This window comes from Oxalicibacterium sp. (assembly GCF_057353965.1).
Map to the genome: position 1 here is coordinate 291,425 of NZ_JBMQZD010000001.1, position 16,847 is coordinate 308,271.

Annotated in this window: 17 protein-coding genes; 7 read left to right on the forward strand and 10 right to left on the reverse strand. The window is 59.6% G+C overall.

The annotated features are described in order from the left end of the window. Positions 1–39 precede the first annotated feature (39 nt). From serB to ACO1VH_RS01475, 4 genes are all read left to right on the forward strand, one after another. Positions 40–879, forward strand: a complete 840-nt coding sequence (serB, locus tag ACO1VH_RS01460) for a phosphoserine phosphatase SerB (RefSeq protein ID WP_486241885.1) — start codon at positions 40–42, stop codon at positions 877–879. A gap of 303 nt (positions 880–1,182) precedes the next feature. Continuing rightward, complete coding sequence (locus ACO1VH_RS01465) at positions 1,183–2,052, forward strand: autotransporter domain-containing protein (RefSeq protein WP_486241887.1); 870 nt, start codon at positions 1,183–1,185, stop codon at positions 2,050–2,052. 402 nt (positions 2,053–2,454) lie between these two features. Continuing rightward, a complete protein-coding gene (locus ACO1VH_RS01470) occupies positions 2,455–4,131 on the forward strand; it encodes an L-lactate permease (protein WP_486241889.1) in 1,677 nt (558 codons plus the stop codon). A 162-nt stretch (positions 4,132–4,293) separates the two neighbouring features. Next, the gene (locus ACO1VH_RS01475) at positions 4,294–4,650 is read left to right on the forward strand and encodes a DUF4870 family protein (RefSeq protein ID WP_486241890.1); all 357 of its coding nucleotides are present in this window, start codon (positions 4,294–4,296) and stop codon (positions 4,648–4,650) included. Positions 4,651–4,716: 66 nt separating this feature from the next. Here the strand turns inward: ACO1VH_RS01475 and ACO1VH_RS01480 are convergent, their stop codons facing one another. The 4 genes from ACO1VH_RS01480 to phaR all read right to left on the reverse strand — a co-directional run bounded on the left by ACO1VH_RS01480 (position 4,717) and on the right by phaR (position 8,481). Then, positions 4,717–5,886: a cystathionine beta-lyase gene (locus ACO1VH_RS01480; RefSeq protein WP_486241891.1), complete on the reverse strand. Its 1,170-nt coding sequence runs from the start codon at positions 5,884–5,886 to the stop codon at positions 4,717–4,719. Between the two features lie 24 nt (positions 5,887–5,910). Further along, positions 5,911–6,402, reverse strand: coding sequence for a hypothetical protein (locus ACO1VH_RS01485; RefSeq protein WP_486241893.1), 492 nt, complete (start codon positions 6,400–6,402; stop codon positions 5,911–5,913). Next, positions 6,399–7,763 (reverse strand): 30S ribosomal protein S12 methylthiotransferase RimO, encoded by a 1,365-nt coding sequence (gene rimO, locus ACO1VH_RS01490; RefSeq protein WP_486241895.1) that lies wholly within the window; start codon positions 7,761–7,763, stop codon positions 6,399–6,401. Before rimO ends, ACO1VH_RS01485 begins: the two co-directional genes overlap by 4 nt. Positions 7,764–7,920: 157 nt before the next feature. Next, entirely contained in the window at positions 7,921–8,481 is a 561-nt protein-coding gene (phaR, locus tag ACO1VH_RS01495; protein ID WP_486241897.1) for a polyhydroxyalkanoate synthesis repressor PhaR, read from the reverse strand. A gap of 229 nt (positions 8,482–8,710) precedes the next feature. Between phaR and ACO1VH_RS01500 the strand changes: the two genes are divergently transcribed. Then, positions 8,711–8,968, forward strand: a complete 258-nt coding sequence (locus tag ACO1VH_RS01500) for a hypothetical protein (RefSeq protein WP_486241899.1) — start codon at positions 8,711–8,713, stop codon at positions 8,966–8,968. Here the strand turns inward: ACO1VH_RS01500 and pgeF are convergent. Next, the gene (gene pgeF / locus ACO1VH_RS01505) at positions 8,965–9,717 is read right to left on the reverse strand and encodes a peptidoglycan editing factor PgeF (RefSeq protein ID WP_486242816.1); all 753 of its coding nucleotides are present in this window, start codon (positions 9,715–9,717) and stop codon (positions 8,965–8,967) included. The genes ACO1VH_RS01500 and pgeF overlap by 4 nt on opposite strands. A gap of 23 nt (positions 9,718–9,740) precedes the next feature. Beyond that, the gene (locus ACO1VH_RS01510; protein ID WP_486242818.1) at positions 9,741–10,724 is read right to left on the reverse strand and encodes an RluA family pseudouridine synthase; all 984 of its coding nucleotides are present in this window, start codon (positions 10,722–10,724) and stop codon (positions 9,741–9,743) included. A gap of 90 nt (positions 10,725–10,814) precedes the next feature. On the opposite strand from ACO1VH_RS01510, the gene ACO1VH_RS01515 reads away from it, so the two are divergent. Continuing rightward, positions 10,815–11,609: an outer membrane protein assembly factor BamD gene (locus ACO1VH_RS01515; protein ID WP_486241901.1), complete on the forward strand. Its 795-nt coding sequence runs from the start codon at positions 10,815–10,817 to the stop codon at positions 11,607–11,609. A 97-nt stretch (positions 11,610–11,706) separates the two neighbouring features. Here the strand turns inward: ACO1VH_RS01515 and yaaA are convergent, their stop codons facing one another. Continuing rightward, complete coding sequence (yaaA, locus tag ACO1VH_RS01520; protein WP_486241903.1) at positions 11,707–12,483, reverse strand: peroxide stress protein YaaA; 777 nt, start codon at positions 12,481–12,483, stop codon at positions 11,707–11,709. A gap of 31 nt (positions 12,484–12,514) precedes the next feature. Between yaaA and ACO1VH_RS01525 the strand changes: the two genes are divergently transcribed. Continuing rightward, on the forward strand, positions 12,515–13,000 hold the full coding sequence (locus tag ACO1VH_RS01525; RefSeq protein ID WP_486242819.1) for a putative toxin-antitoxin system toxin component, PIN family: 486 nt from the start codon (positions 12,515–12,517) through the stop codon (positions 12,998–13,000). Positions 13,001–13,013: 13 nt separating this feature from the next. Here the strand turns inward: ACO1VH_RS01525 and ACO1VH_RS01530 are convergent, their stop codons facing one another. The 3 genes from ACO1VH_RS01530 to mshL are packed head-to-tail and all read right to left on the reverse strand — an operon-like array spanning position 13,014 to position 16,834. Beyond that, entirely contained in the window at positions 13,014–14,228 is a 1,215-nt protein-coding gene (locus ACO1VH_RS01530) for a tetratricopeptide repeat protein (protein ID WP_486241905.1), read from the reverse strand. Further along, positions 14,225–15,121, reverse strand: a complete 897-nt coding sequence (locus tag ACO1VH_RS01535; RefSeq protein WP_486241906.1) for an ExeA family protein — start codon at positions 15,119–15,121, stop codon at positions 14,225–14,227. Before ACO1VH_RS01535 ends, ACO1VH_RS01530 begins: the two co-directional genes overlap by 4 nt. A gap of 6 nt (positions 15,122–15,127) precedes the next feature. Then, positions 15,128–16,834, reverse strand: coding sequence for a pilus (MSHA type) biogenesis protein MshL (gene mshL, locus ACO1VH_RS01540; protein ID WP_486241908.1), 1,707 nt, complete (start codon positions 16,832–16,834; stop codon positions 15,128–15,130). Between the last annotated feature and the right edge of the window lie 13 nt (positions 16,835–16,847).

The following is a 16,847-nucleotide window of genomic DNA, read 5'->3' on the forward strand; positions in this document are numbered from 1 at the left end:
TATACAAACCAACACTCATTCGCTTCAATCGGAATACCCATGGATCTCATTCTGCAAGGACTGACAACGCAACGCAGCACCATCGAGCAGATCGCCGGCCTGGCACGTCCGCGCGTCGTCGTCGCGGTCGGCGAACACGCCTATCGTTGCGAAGGCATTTCCTACAACGACGAAGTGAAGGCGCAGATCGACGTCGCCGCCTGGGCCGCACAGCTGGACTATGCCTTCATCGAACGCGGCCGTTCGCTGGAAGATTTCAAGCTGGTGACGATGGACATGGATTCGACGCTGATCACGATCGAATGCATCGACGAAATCGCCGACATGCAGGGGCTGAAGCCACAGGTGGCTGCCATCACCGAAGCCGCGATGCGCGGCGAAATCGAATTCCGCGAAAGTCTGCTGCGCCGCGTTGCACTGCTGGAAGGTCTGGATGCGAGTGCGCTGCAACGCGTATACGACGAACGCCTGAAGCTGTCGCCCGGCGCGGAGCGCATGCTTGCCGCCGTGAAAGCCGCCGGCATGAAGACGCTGCTGGTTTCCGGCGGCTTCACCTTCTTCACCGATCGCATGCAGCAGCGGCTCGGACTGGATTACACGCATTCCAACCGGCTAGAAATCGTCGACGGCAAGCTGACCGGTAAATTGATCGGCGACATCGTCGATGCCGATGAAAAGAAACGCACGCTGGAACGCGTCTGCGCCGACATGGGCATCCGGCCATCGCAGGCTATCGTCATGGGCGACGGTGCCAACGATCTGAAGATGATGGGCATCGCCGGCCTGTCGGTGGCCTTCCGCGCCAAGCCGGTCGTGCGCGCGCAGGCCGACGTGGCGCTGAACTTTGTCGGCCTGGACGGCATCCTGCCGCTGCTCTGATTCGGTTCTCTCGGGCAGCACGGATTCCGCCGCAAGGCATTTTCCGAAAAATGTCCAGGATGCTATTTCTTCCATGCTAGATTGACGTTTGTAAGCGCTTGAAAAATGGTTCGGGACGGATGGCGATCATCTGTCTCCGCATGCAGATCACCATCTGGAATGCCGACATCCGTCATGACCGAATTTTTCAGTCCACGAACCCTGTCTAAACCATCAATCGACCGGCGCATTCTTTGCAGCATATTGCTGCTTGCTTTCGTTTTGTATGCGAGCCTTCACGCGACTTCCGCATCGGCACAGGGCTTGCTGAATATTTCCCCCCAGACCGTTCAAAAGCGCGCCAACGGCGTGCTGTCGTTGATGGCTTATTCGGTCGTTCCCGATCTGGCCAGCAGTTCGCTCGCGATTCAAGATAGTTCGTCGCACGACACCACCATCAACATGGTGCAGTTCGCCGGCGGCGCGACTCTCAGCAAGGACGTGCCCTTGTACCTTGAAGGCGGCGTCGCATACAGCCGCTACGATCCGCAATTCGTCGCCAGCGCCGGTGCCGACGAACGCACCTTGCCATTCAAATGGAACAGCTTCACCGGAACCGCAGGTGTCGGATGGGATTTTCCCGTTGCGCAGGATCTGGTGCTGCGTCCCATTTTCAATTTTGCGCTGGGTCGGGTGGAAAGCGATCTGTCACTGGGCAATCGGGTTCTCGATCGCCGCACGGGACATAGCTTCGACTTTCTCGAGAATGGTCATCTGGATGCCTACGGCCTGGGCAGCTCGCTGATGCTGGATTACGAGCATTACCGGAAAGACTATGAAGTCGATCTTGAACTGCGTTACACCGACATCGAACTGAGAAGTTTCGGCGGCGCGGAATCGGTTCAGGGCAAAGCAGATGCTCGTACGGCAAGCCTTTGGACGCGCTACCGTGCGCCGACCAGCGTCACGATGCTGGATCGCCCGCTGCGCTACGTGCTGGAATTTTCCCATTCGCGCTATCTCGGCAGCCAGGCCGGCATTCTCGGCTTCGATTCCCTTTCGACCATCGGCGCCGGTTTCGAGCTTGACTCCAGTGCCTACGATGTCTACGTCACCAGAACACGACTAGTGATGCGCTACATGTTTGGAGAAGACGTATCGGGTGTTTCGCTGGGCTTGGCGCTCAGCTTCTAGAGAAGCTCTAAGTCGTATCCAATTCCGCTCACCGAAGCATCGTTGTGCCACTGAGATGAGTTGAAAAAGGAACTGGACGCGGGATGTACCTGGAGTCCTTCAAGGAATGTCTGAGGCTGTCGCAAAACACGATGCATCACACGCTGGCCGCCACCTCTTCTTTGCCCTCGCGGCTCGACTCGCGATCTTATGTCGCAGTCCATTTATCTTACATGGTGCTTACAAAAGTACCTCGCACGTTGCATTTAATGCGCCACGCAGAACATTTCATCGGTCGCGCAATTTTATTCATCTTTTCGCGTTGCTTCTGCCTCAATAATCGGGGGCGGCATTGCATGCCGAGTCACTCACACAAGCAGAGATAAAAACAATCTGTACGCCTACTATAAAAAGGAGCAGACAATGGTATGGCAACAAATCTATGACCCGTTGGGCAGTTTCGCGCTGTCCACACTGGTCGCCGGCATTCCGGTGGCCGTTCTTCTGATATCCCTCGCCTTCTTCCACATGAAAGCCCATCTGGCAGCCGGCCTGGCGTTGCTGGTCGGCATCGTCGTGGCCGCCTTCGTGTTCGGCATGCCGGTCGCGATGGCCGGCAAGGCGGCGGGGCTGGGGATCATTTCCGGCCTGTTCCCGATCGGCTGGATCGTGCTCAACATCATCTTCCTGCATCGATTGACGACGCTGAATGGCTACTTCAAGGTGCTGCAGGACAGTGTCGGCAATATCACCGAAGATCGCCGGCTGCAACTGCTGCTGGTGGCCTTCTGCTTCGGTGCCTTCTTCGAGGGCGCTGCCGGCTTCGGTACGCCGGTCGCCGTGACGGGCGCGATCCTGATCGGCCTCGGCTTCTCGCCGCTGGCGGCATCGGGTCTGGCGCTGATCGCCAATACCGCACCCGTGGCTTATGGCGCATTGGGCGCGCCGGTCATCGCACTGTCCGCCGTGACGGGCCTCGACCTGCTTCACCTGTCGGCCATGATCGGCCGCCAGTTGCCGTTCTTCTCGGTGATCGTGCCGTTCTGGCTGATCTGGGCCTTTGCCGGCTTCCGCGGCATGCGCGAGATCTGGCCGGCCATCCTGGTGGCGGGCGTGTCGTTCGCGATCCCGCAGTTCCTCGTTTCCAACTTCCACGGTCCGTGGCTGGTGGACGTGATCGCCTCGCTGGTGTCGATGGGCTGCCTGACGCTGTTCCTGAAAATCTGGCAACCGAAGAAGATCTGGACCTCCACCGCCCTCGGCAAGCATCCTGACAACTCGGCCAACGACGTCAAGCCGGAACCGATCAGCGTCGACAACAACGGCGGTGCAGCGGCAATCAGCAAGGCGCGCGCATGGATGCCGTGGGTCGTCCTGTCGGTCTTCGTCTTCCTGTGGGGCACGCCATTCTTCAAGAAATTCGTCGATTCGATCTGGGCCGTGAAACTGGCGATCCCCGGTTTGGACCATATGGTCATGAAGATGCCGCCGGTGGTGCATGAACCGATCATCGAAAGCGCCGTGTTCAACTTCAACGTGCTGTCGATGGCGGGCACCGGCATTCTGGTGTCGTCCATCGTTGCCGGCCTTGCCATGGGCTATTCGGTCAAGCGTCTGTTCGTCGAATACTGGGAAACGATCAAGCTGGTGCGCTTCTCGCTGCTGACGATCTGCGCGATGTTCGGTGTCGGCTACCTGACCCGTTACTCCGGCCTCGATGCGACGCTGGGTCTGGCGTTTGCACAGACCGGCGTGCTGTATCCAATGTTCGGCACGCTGCTCGGCTGGCTGGGCGTGGCGCTAACCGGTTCCGATACCGCCTCCAACGTGCTGTTCGGCAGCCTGCAGAAAACCACGGCCGAACAACTCGGCCTGAATCCAGTGCTGATGGCAGCCGCCAACAGTTCCGGCGGCGTGATGGGCAAGATGATCGATGCGCAATCGATCGTCGTGGCGTCCACGGCAACCAAGTGGTACGGCCACGAGGGCGACATCCTGCGCTACGTGTTCTTCCACTCGATCGCACTGGCGGTATTGGTCGGCTTGCTGGTGACGCTGCAGGCATACGTCTCGCCGTTCACGCAGATGGTCGTTCATTAACGCGATTGCCAATCGCAAAAAGCCCGGACTCTTGTCCGGGCTTTTTTATGCGCATTGATGCTGCCGTCGAACGGTTGGTTAGAATGACGGTAATCATGGCATCCGGCGATATCGCCGAAATGGTCACATTCTTTCCGACGACATCAGACAAGGAGACGCGACATGAACCAACTCGTCCTCGATTCGCGCCTGCAATCGGCCAAGAACCTCGCATGGTGGCTATACATCGGACACGGCGCCAGCCTGCTCTTTTCGCTCGGCATGTTTTCGTTCATTCCGCTGATCATCAACTACGTCAAGCGCGACGATGCGGCGGATACCTTCGTCTACAGCCATCACGGCTGGCAGATCCGTTCGTTCTGGTGGTATCTGGTGTGGATGACGCTGGGCTGCATCCTGTTCCTGACCGTGGTCGGCATTCCGGCCGCCTTTCTGGTCTGGGCGCTGGCATGGCTGTGGAAGCTGTACCGGCTGATCAAGGGCATTGTCGATCTGAACGACAACAAGCCGATGCCGTAGTCCGACGGGCAATCCAAGGCACAAAAAAAGCATCCGCAAGGATGCTTTTTCTTTAAGCGCGCCGGTCTACAGCTTGCCGAGTGCCTGTTCGATATCCGCGATCAGGTCGCTCGGCTCTTCCAGCCCGATGTTGAAGCGCACCAGTTGCCCGCGATGCGGCCAGCTGTCGCGCATCGTCTTCATCCGGTACGGCACGCACAGACTGTGCGCTCCGCCCCAGCTGAAACCGATGCCGAACAGTTTCAATGCATCGACGAAGCGATCGGTCTGCTCTTCCGTATAGCGCGGGTCGAACAATACCGAAAACAAACCGCCGGCACCGCTGAAATCGCGTTTCCACAATTCATGTCCCGGGCACCCCGGCAATGCAGGATGCAGCACGGTGGCGATTTCGGGCCGCTGCTTCAGCCACGCAGCAACTTCACGCGCAGCAGCGTCATGCGCCTCGAAGCGTAGCTTCAGCGTCGGCAGATTGCGTAATACCAGATAGCAGTCGTCGGCACCGACACCAAAGCCAAGCCGCATGTGTGCCGTTTCCAGCTTGCCGTTCAATACATCGTTGTTCGTGATGACGGCGCCCATCAGTACGTCCGATCCACCCGACTGATACTTGGTCAGCGCCTGCATGACGATATCGACGCCCAGCTCGAACGCAGGCAAGGCAATGCCCGCGGACCAGGTGTTGTCCAGCGCAACCGGCACGTTCTTCGCATGCGCCGCCGCACAGATGGCACGCAGGTCCGGCACTTCCATCGATACTGAACCCGGTGCTTCGGTCCAGACCAGTCGTGTATTGGGACGAATCAAGCTGGCGATGCCGGCACCGATCAGCGGATCGTAGTAACGCGCCGTGATGCCGTAATCCTGCGTTAGCCAGTTGCCGAGCTCGCGGCTGGGGCCGTAGACGTTATCCGGCAGCAGCACATCGTCACCGGTCTTCAGCAGCGCGAAATTGACCATTGCGATCGCCGCCAGTCCGCTGGGGGCAAGACGGCAATGCTTGCCGTTTTCGATGGCGGCCAGCCGTGCTTCCAATGTGAATGTCGTCGGGGTGCCGTGCAGGCCGTAGGTATAGCCTGACTTGTTCTGCCAGTTGCGCGCGCGCATCGCGGCCACGCTGTCGAACAGCACCGTCGATGCGTGATGGATGGCTTGCGGGAAGGCGCCGAAACCGTCGGGCGCCTGGTAATCGTGATGCAGCAGCGTCGTCTGGAAGGATGGTCGATCGTCGGACACGGACACCTCCATGGTTCTTCCGGTTTATCGTGTGCCGGTCGTCTTTTTCGCAGGAACCGGCGCGCTGGTCGGCAGGACTTTCAGAACGAACGGCCGCGTGATGCTGAAGTCGGCGGAAGTCCAGTTGCCGCTCAGCGTATCGCCCTCCAGCTTGCCGTCCCACTGACCGGAAATATCCTTGCCGTTTTCGGATTCTTCGAGAAGCAGCGCATCGCCCTCACCGTCGCCGGCCAGCAATACTTTCTGCGAACTGCCGAAAACGAAATACTCGCCTTCCAATCCTTCATCCGCCGGATTTTTCGGACGGATGCTCAACTGTACCTGCTTGTCGCCCAGCGTGCCGCGAAACACCATCGGCTTGCTGAACAGCTGCGGTGGCTGCGCGGCCGGCTGTGCCGACAGCGGCGCAGTTGCCGGCGCCGGCGTCGCTACCGATGTCGATACGTCGGCAGCGCATGCGCTCGCCGACGCCAGCAGCAACGATACGACGGCCGCAATGCGGCGCACGCCCATCATGCTTCTCCCCACAGATCGTGTGCATCGGCTGCCGTGATTCGTACATCGACGAATTCGCCGACTTGCAGACGACGATGCGGCTCGAACGGTGCCTTCACGTAGACGACGCCGTCGATTTCCGGCGCATCGGCAGCCGTGCGGCCGGTCGCGCCGCCGGTGCGCTCGACTTCGTCGATCAGCACGCGCATCGTCTTACCAACCTTGGCCTGCAGGCGCTTCTTCGAGATTTCTTCCTGCAGCAGCATCACGCGTGCGCGACGTTCCTCGCGCACTTCTTCCGGCACTGCGTTCGGCAGATCGTTGGCCGTCGCGCCTTCGACCGGCGAATAGGCAAAGCAGCCGAGACGATCGATTTCCGCTTCCTTCAGGAAATCCAGCAGGTATTCGAATTCCGCTTCGGTCTCGCCAGGAAAACCGGCAATGAAGGTCGAGCGGATGGTGATATCAGGGCACATCGCGCGCCATGCCTGGATGCGTTCGATATTCTTCTCGCCGCTGGCCGGGCGCTTCATCCGTTTCAGCACGTCCGGGTGCGCGTGCTGCAGCGGCACGTCCAGATACGGCAGAATCTTTCCTTCCGCCATCAGCGGCATTATTTGATCGACGTGCGGATACGGGTAGACGTAATGCAGACGTATCCACGCGCCATATTGCGCGGCCAGTTCGCCCAGCGCCTCGGCCAGTTGCGTCATGTGCGTCTTGACCGGGCGGCCGTTCCAGAAACCGGTACGGAACTTGACGTCGACGCCGTAGGCGCTGGTGTCCTGCGAGATCACCAGCAATTCCTTGACGCCGGATTTGAACAGGTTTTCCGCTTCCAGCATCACGTCGGCGACCGGACGCGAAACGAGATCGCCGCGCATCGACGGGATGATGCAGAAGCTGCAGCGATGGTTGCAGCCTTCGGAAATTTTCAGATAGGCAAAATGCTTGGGCGTGAGCTTGACACCTTGCGGCGGCAGCAAATCGATGAACGGTGCATGCGGCTTGGGCATGTGCGTGTGCACCGCATCCATCACCTCGCCCAGCGCGTGCGGGCCGGTGACGGCCAGCACTTTCGGGTGCACCTTAGTGATGATGTCGTCGCCGTCGGCATCCTTCTTCGCGCCCAGGCAGCCTGTCACGATGACCTTGCCGTTTTCGTTCAGCGCCTCGCCGATTGCATCCAGCGATTCCTGCACGGCGGCATCGATGAAGCCGCAGGTGTTGACGATGACCAGGTCGGCGCCGTCATAGGATTTGGCGGTGTCGTAGCCTTCGGCGCGCAGTTGCGTGAGGATTTGTTCGGAATCGACCAGCGCCTTCGGGCATCCGAGCGAAACGAAGCCGATTTTGGGTGTGGTCTGGGTTGCGTTGGTCATGGAGAAACAGGGCAAAAAAGCGAGGCAAAAACGGGACGGAAACGGGCCAAAACCCGAGGATCAAAACGAATCCGCTATTGTACCCGTTCGGCCGGCTGTCGAGCTTGCCGCCCCGCAGAGCGCTGTCCTGCCAGACGTGGCGCTTATTGCCGTTTTTTTATTTGCCGTTTTGTTCAGCCGTCGCGCTGAAGGCAAAACCGCCGAACATGTTCTGCGACTGCGTCTGCATCTGTTCCTGCATCTGCACGAACAGGTTCTTGCTCTGCTCGATGTAGTTGCTCATCATGCCCTGCATCATCGGCCCCTGCACGTTCATGAACTGGGACCAGATTTCCGGATTGAGCGGCTTGTCGTCGCCCAGTTCCTTGGAGCTTTCGTTCAGGCGGTTCTGGATGTCGATGAAGGCCTGGATGTTCTTTTCCAGATAAGCGCTCATCATGCCCTGCATTTCATGACCGTAGTAGCGGATGATTTCCGACAGCGCCGGAATCGAGAACATTGGCGTGCTGCTCGCTTCTTCTTCCAGGATGATCTGCAACAGGATGCTGCGCGTCAGGTCTTCGCCGGTCTTGGCGTCGTTCACCGTGAAGGATTCGTTGTCGCGCACCAGTTGCTTGACGTCGGACAGCGTGATGTAGGAACTCGTTTGGGTATCGTACAGGCGGCGGTTCGGGTACTTCTTGATCAAACGTTCGGGGATTTTCTTTGCACTCGTCATCAGGATTTCCAGCTTGCTGCGCCACGGCACAGACTTGAATGAACGGAGAAAGCGAACGAGGTTCACTAAGGGAGGCCATTATAGTGCGGAAAAACAAGGGTTTACGCAATGCTTGTCTATCGCACACATTCCTTTTTATATGCGAAGGATGACATTGTTGCCCTTTCCATCACGGCTACCATCGCGTATCGTGATGCACCTTCCCACTGTCTCCATTCCGGCATCTCGCATGCATATTGTCGCCATCGCCTGGATTTATGTCGCCTTCATGATGGCAATTACCGAGACATCGGCAGTCGCCGCCGTCATGACCTTTCTGCTGTACGGCCTGTTGCCTGTCTCGATTCTTGTCTATCTGACAGGCGGCGCGCGCCGCAAGCGCAAACGGCAAATGCAGGCGTTGCAACAGGAGAACAAGAAAAGTGCGGCCACGCCGGAAGAAATGCAGCAAATATCGCCGCCGCAGCAAGCCGAAACCGAACGCTAGCGCAGCCAGATCAGCGCAGCCATGCGGCCGGTGAAGCCGTCGCGGCGATAGGAATAGAAACGCTCGACATCGGTCACCGTGCAGAAATCACCGCCGCTGACGTGCATCACGCCCTGCGCCGCCAATATCTGACGAGCCAGTTGATAGATGTCGGCCAGATACTTACCGCTACGCCCCGTGATCGGACGGAACGCATCGATCGCCGCCGCATCCTTGGACGTAAAAGCCTGCAACACATCCTCACCGACTTCGAACTGCTCTGGGCCGATCGCCGGTCCCAGCCATGCATGCAATTCCTCACCGCCCGCCTTGCGCATGCGTTCCACCGTATGCTCCAGCACGCCGCCGGCCAAACCGCGCCATCCTGCATGCGCCGCGCCGACGACGCGGCCGTGGGCATCGGCCAGTAAAACCGGCAGGCAATCCGCCGTCATGATCGCGCATACCACGCCGCGCTGCGTGGCGATGCTGGCATCGGCCCGCGATGCATTGGCCACGCGCGCCGCATCGACCACATCGGTACCGTGTACCTGCGTCAGCCATGCCGGTTCCGAAGGCACACGATCGAGCAGCAGCGAGCGGTTCGCCATCACGTTGTGCGGACTGTCGCCGACATGCAATCCGAGATTCAAGCCGCGCTGGCCGGAGGCATCGCCGTAAGGACCGCTGCTGACACCGCCGCTGCGCACGGTCATCAGCGCACCGACGATGTCGGAGGAAATGGACCAGTCGGGGACGATGGGCGCAATGGACGTCATGGCAGCGGAATGCGTTACGTCACGTTGGCGATGTCGGCGCGTTCCAGCAGAGCGGCGAAATCCTGCGGCAGCACGGATGTCCATTCGCCTGCTTCGCCGGAAACCGGATGGATCAGGCCGAGACGCCACGCATGCAAGGCCTGGCGCGGGAATACCGACGCCAGATGCTGCTTGCCGTACAGCGCATCGCCGACCAGCGGGAAGCCGATCGACTGCATGTGTACGCGAATCTGATGGGTGCGTCCCGTTTCCAGCTGGCATCGCACCAGGCTGACCGGACGGCCATCGAGCGCGCCGGTTGCAAGGCGTTCGAAGCGCGTCGCCGCAGGCTTGGCAAGCAGGCTGTTCGATACCGCCATCCTGATGCGATCGCGCGGATGCCGTACGATCGCCGCCTCTATCCGACCGGATAGGTTGGGCGTGCCCCACACCAGCGCCAGATATTCGCGCTTGACTGTGCGTGCCTGCAGCTGGCGCACCAGATCGGTCTGCGCGGTCAGGCTCTTTGCCACCACCATCAGACCGCTGGTGTCCTTGTCCAGCCGATGGACGATGCCGGCGCGCGGCACGCCTGCCAGTGCAGGCAGATGATGCAGCAGTCCATTCAGCAAGGTACCGGACCAGTTGCCGGCCGCCGGATGCACGACCAGTCCCGCAGGCTTGTCGATGACGAGAATGGCTGCATCCTCATGAGCGATCTGCAGATCCATCGGTTCGGCTTTGTAAGCCAGTTCTTCGGGAGCGGGCTGCGGCGCGATGACCACCGTTTCGTCGCCGTACAGCGTCGTCTTCGCCTTGGCCACTGCGCCGTTGATGCGCACGTGGCCGTCTTCTATCCACTGCTGCAGACGGCTGCGCGAATATTGGGGAACGCGTGCGGAAAGCACCTTGTCCAGACGGATGCCGCAATCGTCCGGCGTCAGCGTCAGTTCTATCGGGGAAATATCGGCGGCGGCCGCATCGGCATCGTCGCTGCCGTCCCAGTCGCCATCGGGCATTGCGCCGTCATTTACATCCATTTCAATCGGGTTCACCGGCGATCCCATCGGCTATAATCATCCATTGTCCAGCGGCCTGCCGCGAAATCCGTGCAAAACCAAATGCGAAAAATCATCCCTCTCGTACTAGCCCTGCTGCTTACCGCCTGCAGCAGTTTCGATCAGGTCGACGAAACCAAGAACTGGTCGCCCTCGAAATTATACTCGGAGGCGCGCGACGAGCTGAACGCGCTCAACTACGAAAGAGCCATCGATCTCCTCGAAAAACTGGAGTCCCGCTATCCGTTCGGCACCTATGCGCAACAGGCGCAGATGGAAATCGCCTACGCCTACTACCGCCAGGGCGACCAGCCGCAGGCACTGGCCGCCGTCGAGCGCTTCATCAAGCTGCACCCGGATCATCCGAACGTCGATTACATGTATTACCTGCGCGGCCTGATCAACTTCAACGACCGCACCAGCATCTTCGATTTCCTGTCGCGCCAGGACATGACCGAGCGCGACCCGAAAGCGGCGCGCGAAGCGTTCGATTCGTTCAAGCTGTTGGTCGATCGCTTTCCCAACAGCAAATATGCGCCGGACGCCGAGGCCCGCCTCGCCTATCTGGTCAACGGGATGGCTCAGTACAACGTGCACGTCGCCGACTATTATTATCGGCGCGGCGCCTATCTGGCTGCCGCCAACCGCGCACAGGCTGCGGTGAGGGATTATCCCAACACGCCGGCGACCGAAGAAGCGCTGTTCATCATGATGAAGTCCTACGATGCGCTGAACCTGCCGCAACTGCGCGACGATGCAGAACGCGTGCTGCGCCTGAACTTCCCCGACAGCGTCTACTTCAAGGGCGGCAAGACCATCGAGAAGCCTTGGTGGCAGATCTGGTGATCGATCGCTTCGTCAGCAAAAAGCCCCGCACTGCGGGGCTTTTTTCATTACGGCGTCTCATTAAAATTTCACCGACATTCGATCGACACTATCGGTCTTATGCGGTCAGTCGCCTCTTGAAGACCCACTTCCGTTCATCGGATGCCGCCGCGTCGAAGGCGTAGCCTTCCGCATCGAAGGATTGCAGCGACTGCGGCCTTGTAATCCCCTTTACCGCCGCATAACGCGCCATCAATCCGCGCGCACGCTTGGCATGGAAGGAAATGATCTTGTACGCGCCGCCCTTCCAGTCGAGAAAGACCGGCGTGATGACCGGCACCGTCAGCAATTTCGGCCGCACCGATTTGAAATATTCCTCGGATGCCAGATTGATCAGCGCCGACGCCTTTACCGCCGCGATCTGCGCGTTCAACGTCTCGGTCACCGTGTCGCCCCAGAACGCATACAAATCCTTGCCCGCGGCGTTGGGGAGTTTCGTGCCCATTTCGAGGCGATAAGGCTGTATCAAATCGAGCGGGCGCAACAGGCCGTACAGTCCGGATAAAATGCGAAGGTGCGTCTGCGCATATTGCAATTGCTTGTCGTTGAATGTCCGGGCATTCAGCCCTTCGTACACGTCCCCGTTGAAAGCCAGTATTGCCTGCTTTGCATTCTTTTCCGTGAACCGGGTGGACCATGCGGCAAAACGTTCCGCATTCAACGCCGCCAGCGGATCGGAAATGCGCATCAGGCTGGCAATACGGGCTGGCGGCATGTGCTTCAGAATGTCGACCAGTTCCGCCGAACGCTTAATGAAATCCGGTTTGGTGCTGGTGTTCGTCGTGGCAGGTGTTTCGTAATCCAGGGACTTGGCGGGCGATAAGACGATGAGCATGTTACTTCCGAACGAAAAACCAAAACCGCCAATGATACCGAAGCGCGTCGTACTCGACACCAATGTCTGTCTGGATCTCTTCGTCTTCCGCGATCCGCGCTGGACGACACTGCTCGCCGCCCTGCAGAGCGGCCGGCTGGAAGCCGTCACGCGCGAGGATTGCCGCATGGAGTGGCACCTGGTCTTGCGCTATCCACACTTGAAACTGGATGACGACAGACGCACGGCGACGATGACGGAATTCGACGCGCTGATCCGTTGCCATCCCATGCTGCCAAAGACGGAAGAAACGCAAGCAACCGTCAGGCTGCCGCTCTGCAAGGACAAGGACGATCAGAAATTTCTGGAACTGGCGCGCGACGTCCGCGCCGACGTGCTGATCACGAAAGACAAGGCGCTGCTGAAACTGGCGCGCAAGACGCGACGCGACGGCCTGTTCGCCATCATGACGCCGGAAGCGTGGACGCAGGAAGCTGATGCGCCGGCCATCGCAACACTGCAGACCACCACCGGCTGATACGCAACAATATTTAGTGCAACTGCTTCAGCTTCTGTTCCACGAAAGCGCGTAACTCGGGCGATAGCGAACCGGTTTCACGCGCGCGGGAAAATGCCTCGCGTGCCTCTTCCGCACGGCCGTCCGCCTGCAGAGAAATTCCCAATCCCATCCACCAGATACCGTTCTGCGGCACGGCGCGTACGGCCAGCAGATATTGCTCGATCGCTTCCTTCTGTCGTCCTTCGCGCTGCAGCAGCGCCGCCAGAAAAGCCCGATAGTCGGGTTGATCGGTCGCATAAGGCAGACTGTTCTGCAGTGTGGCGATGGCAGCCTGCTGTCCGCTGCTGCCCTTCTCCACCTGCAAGCGCGCCAGAATCATCGCCAGCCCCGGCTGCCGTACATCGATGTCCAATCCTTCCTTCGCGCGCCGCATCGCTTCTTCCTGCCGTCCTGCCTTCAGCAGTAACGCGATCAGCGTCTGGCGTGCGCCGGCGTGTGCAGGCACTTCCTGCAACACCTGCTCCAGCAATGCCGTCGCTTCCGCCGCACGCCCTTGTTCCGCCATGCTCGCCGCGCGGCGATAGTCGTTTTCCGCGCGCTGCTGCGGCGTCAATGGCCGGACCTGCTTGTCCAGCACGACAGGCACGTCGGATGCTGTCTGCTGTGTCGAAACCGTTTGTGTCGTCACCTGCGGCGGCACGGCAGGTTTCGGCGATGTCTTGGTCGGTTGCGGCGCATTGCGCTCTACCGTTGCGGGATGCGCAGGTTGCGGCCGCTCAGTCTTGCCGACGATCTTGTCATCGACGACAACAGCAGGTGTTACAGAAGCCGGCGCGGCAACCGCTTCGCTCCTGCCAGCCGGCTTCTCTTCCTTCTTTTCCATTTTTGCTGCCGATGCTTCCTCGGTCGAAGGCATCGGCGTCTCAACCGTTGCCGGCTCCGGCGCTTCCGGTTCTGCCATCGGCATCGTCGGCGCGATCTTCAATGCCAGTTGCTGCGTCGGCGGTGCATCGGTTGGCTTTGCAGAGATGGACGCAGGCATAGTTGCAGGCGCAGAAGCAGGCTTGAGCCACAACCACGCAAGCACACCAGCCAGCAGAAGTGCCAGAACCGCGGCGGCCAGCCAGCCCGCATGCCGGCTACGTGCCTGCGGCGCAGCCTTTAGTTGCCCCGGCAATACGCGCGTATCGGATTCTTCTGCCTGGCGCTGTTCCAGCTCCTGCAACATCTTGTTGATAATGCTCATTGCAAATAGGTCCAGGCTGCGCCGGATACGATCATCAGTAAGGAAACTCCCGCAAGCCACGGCATCCAAGGCGGCGCCACGCGACGCGACGCTTCGGTATCCTGTGCGGCTGCGCGAACATGGCGCGCCTTCAAACCATGCCGCCCTTCTCCGTAAGCGAGCATCAGCGACTTGTGGGCAAGAATGTTGGCCAGTCGCGGAATGCCACCGCTGGCCGCATGCAGCGCACGAACGGCATCGGCGGCGAACACACGTCCACCTGCATGACCTGCGATCTTCAGGCGATGCGCCACGTAAAAATCCAGATCGTCGCGCGACAGTGCCCGCAGACGATAATGAAACGTGATGCGCTGCGCCAGCTGGCGTATGGCCTGCTGCTTCAGCTTCACATCCAACTCGGGTTGCCCGAACAGCACGATCTGCAGCAGCTTGCGCTTTTCGGTTTCCAGATTGGTCAGCAGGCGCAGCGCTTCCAAGCTTTCCAGCGGCATCGCCTGGGCTTCGTCCAGACACAACAGGACGCGCTTGCCATCGCGCGCCAGCTTCAGCAGATGATGGTTGATTGCCTTCAGCAACTGGTGCTGGTCGACGTCCTTCTCCAAAACCAGCTCCAATTCATCGGCCAGCGCCAGCATCAGGCTGCGCGGTTCCAGATAGGGATTCGGAATGTAAGCGGTGACGAATCCGTCATCCAGTGATGACAGAAACTTGCGGCACAACAGCGTCTTGCCGGTGCCGACTTCGCCGGTGATCTTGATGAAGCCCTCGCCGCTATGCGCAGCGATCAGCAGCGTATTCAGCGCCTGCTGGTATGTCGGACAGGCGAAGAAAAATCCGGTGTCGGGCGTAATGCCGAACGGAAGCTCCTTCAGACCGAAGTGCTGCTCATACATGCAGAATCATTCCCAGGACTTGCTTCGCGGTGCCATCGATTGCAGCCGCTTCTGCGAATCGAGCACGTCCTGTGCCCAGCTGGCTTCGTTCTGGATCACCGTCGGTTTCAGCAGGATGACGAGTTCGCGCTTCTCCGTCACCTGATTGATGTTCTTGACGAAATTGCCCAGGAGCGGCACATCGCCTGCCACCGGCACCTGATCGCGGCCGCTGACGGTACGCTGACGCATCAGGCCGCCGAGCGCGATGATGTTGCCGTCCTGCGCACGCACCACGCTATCCGTTTCGGACGTGCTGCTGCTTGCCAATGGCAGCTTCAGAACGTTCTGCACGTTGCCCTGCGTACCGAGATCGATGACGCGCTCCACCGTCTGCACGTCCGTTACCGACGGATGGATGTGCAGGATGATGTTGCCCTCTTCGTCGATCTGCGGCGTGACGTCCAGCACCACGCCAGAGAAGAACGGCTGCAGCGTGACGTTCGGCGTCGACGTCGTCGCTGCACCGGAGACCGACGTATTGATGTTGTTGCTGACGTTGGTGACGAAGAAATCGTCGGTGCCGACTTTCAACACGGCCTTCTGGTTGTTCAGCGTCGCGATGCGCGGGCTGGACAGCACATGCACGTCGCCCTGCGATTCGAGGAAGGAAATCAAACCGGCAAAATTGCGTGCCTGCAGCGCCAGACCGAAGAAGCCGTTACCCGTGACTGCGCTGTCGGTCAGGCCGGTAGAAGGAAGGCTGCCGATCTGATTGCTGATCGACGCGCCCTGACCTGTAGTCGCAAAGCCTCCTGAAATACGTGTATTGCCATGCAGCGCAGACCAGTTGATGCCGGTCTGATAACCGTCACTCAATGAGACTTCCAGAATCTTCGCTTCCAGAATCACCTGCCGATCGACCGACAACTGCGTCGCCTTCAGATAGGTCGAGACATTACGCAATTCTTCCGGCATCGCACGTACGACGATCACGCCGGACTGCGGACTGATGACCACGCTGCGGCCATCGCGGCCGCTGCCGATGATCGCATCCAGTGCGATCTTCAGGTCCGACCAGAAATCGCTCTGCGTCGTGGTGCTGACGCGGCTGCTTTCGATCGGCGAGAACGTCTGGCCGGAACGATTGCCGTTGTTATTGTTGCTGCCGCCGTAGTTGTTATTCGTGCCGCCGACGTTGCCATTGGTCTGGCTTGCATTCAACGAACCGGAGATGACGCTGGTTTCGGAAACGCCCTTGCGGTTACCCGTCAGATAGTTGACGCGGAAAATACTGGTCTGCATCGTCAACGGCTTGATGACGATGCGGTTTCCTTCGAGCGAATAGTCGTAGCCGTAGAGTTCCTTGATCGCATCCAGCGCCTCGAACAGCGTCACGTCCTTCAGGTTGGCCGAGATGGTTCCCGTCACCTCCGGATGTACCAGCATGTTGTAGCGCGTGCCGGTCACGATCGCATTGAAGAACTGCGCAGCCGGCACGTTGTTGAACGCCAGGCTGAAACGCTCTTCCAGCGGCGCTTTCGGCTTGGGCATCTCGATATTCAACGGCGGCAGCAGCGCGGCGGATACCGCGTCCGGCTTGGCCGGCTGCGCTACCGTCTGCGCGGCTTTTTCCATTTCCGCGTTGATCAGGTTGTAGGTTTCCTTCTTGGAAGTCGGCGCCGCGCAACCGGCGAGACAAAGGACCAGAATGGCTAGGGATAATTTTTGCACGCTTGCTACCTTC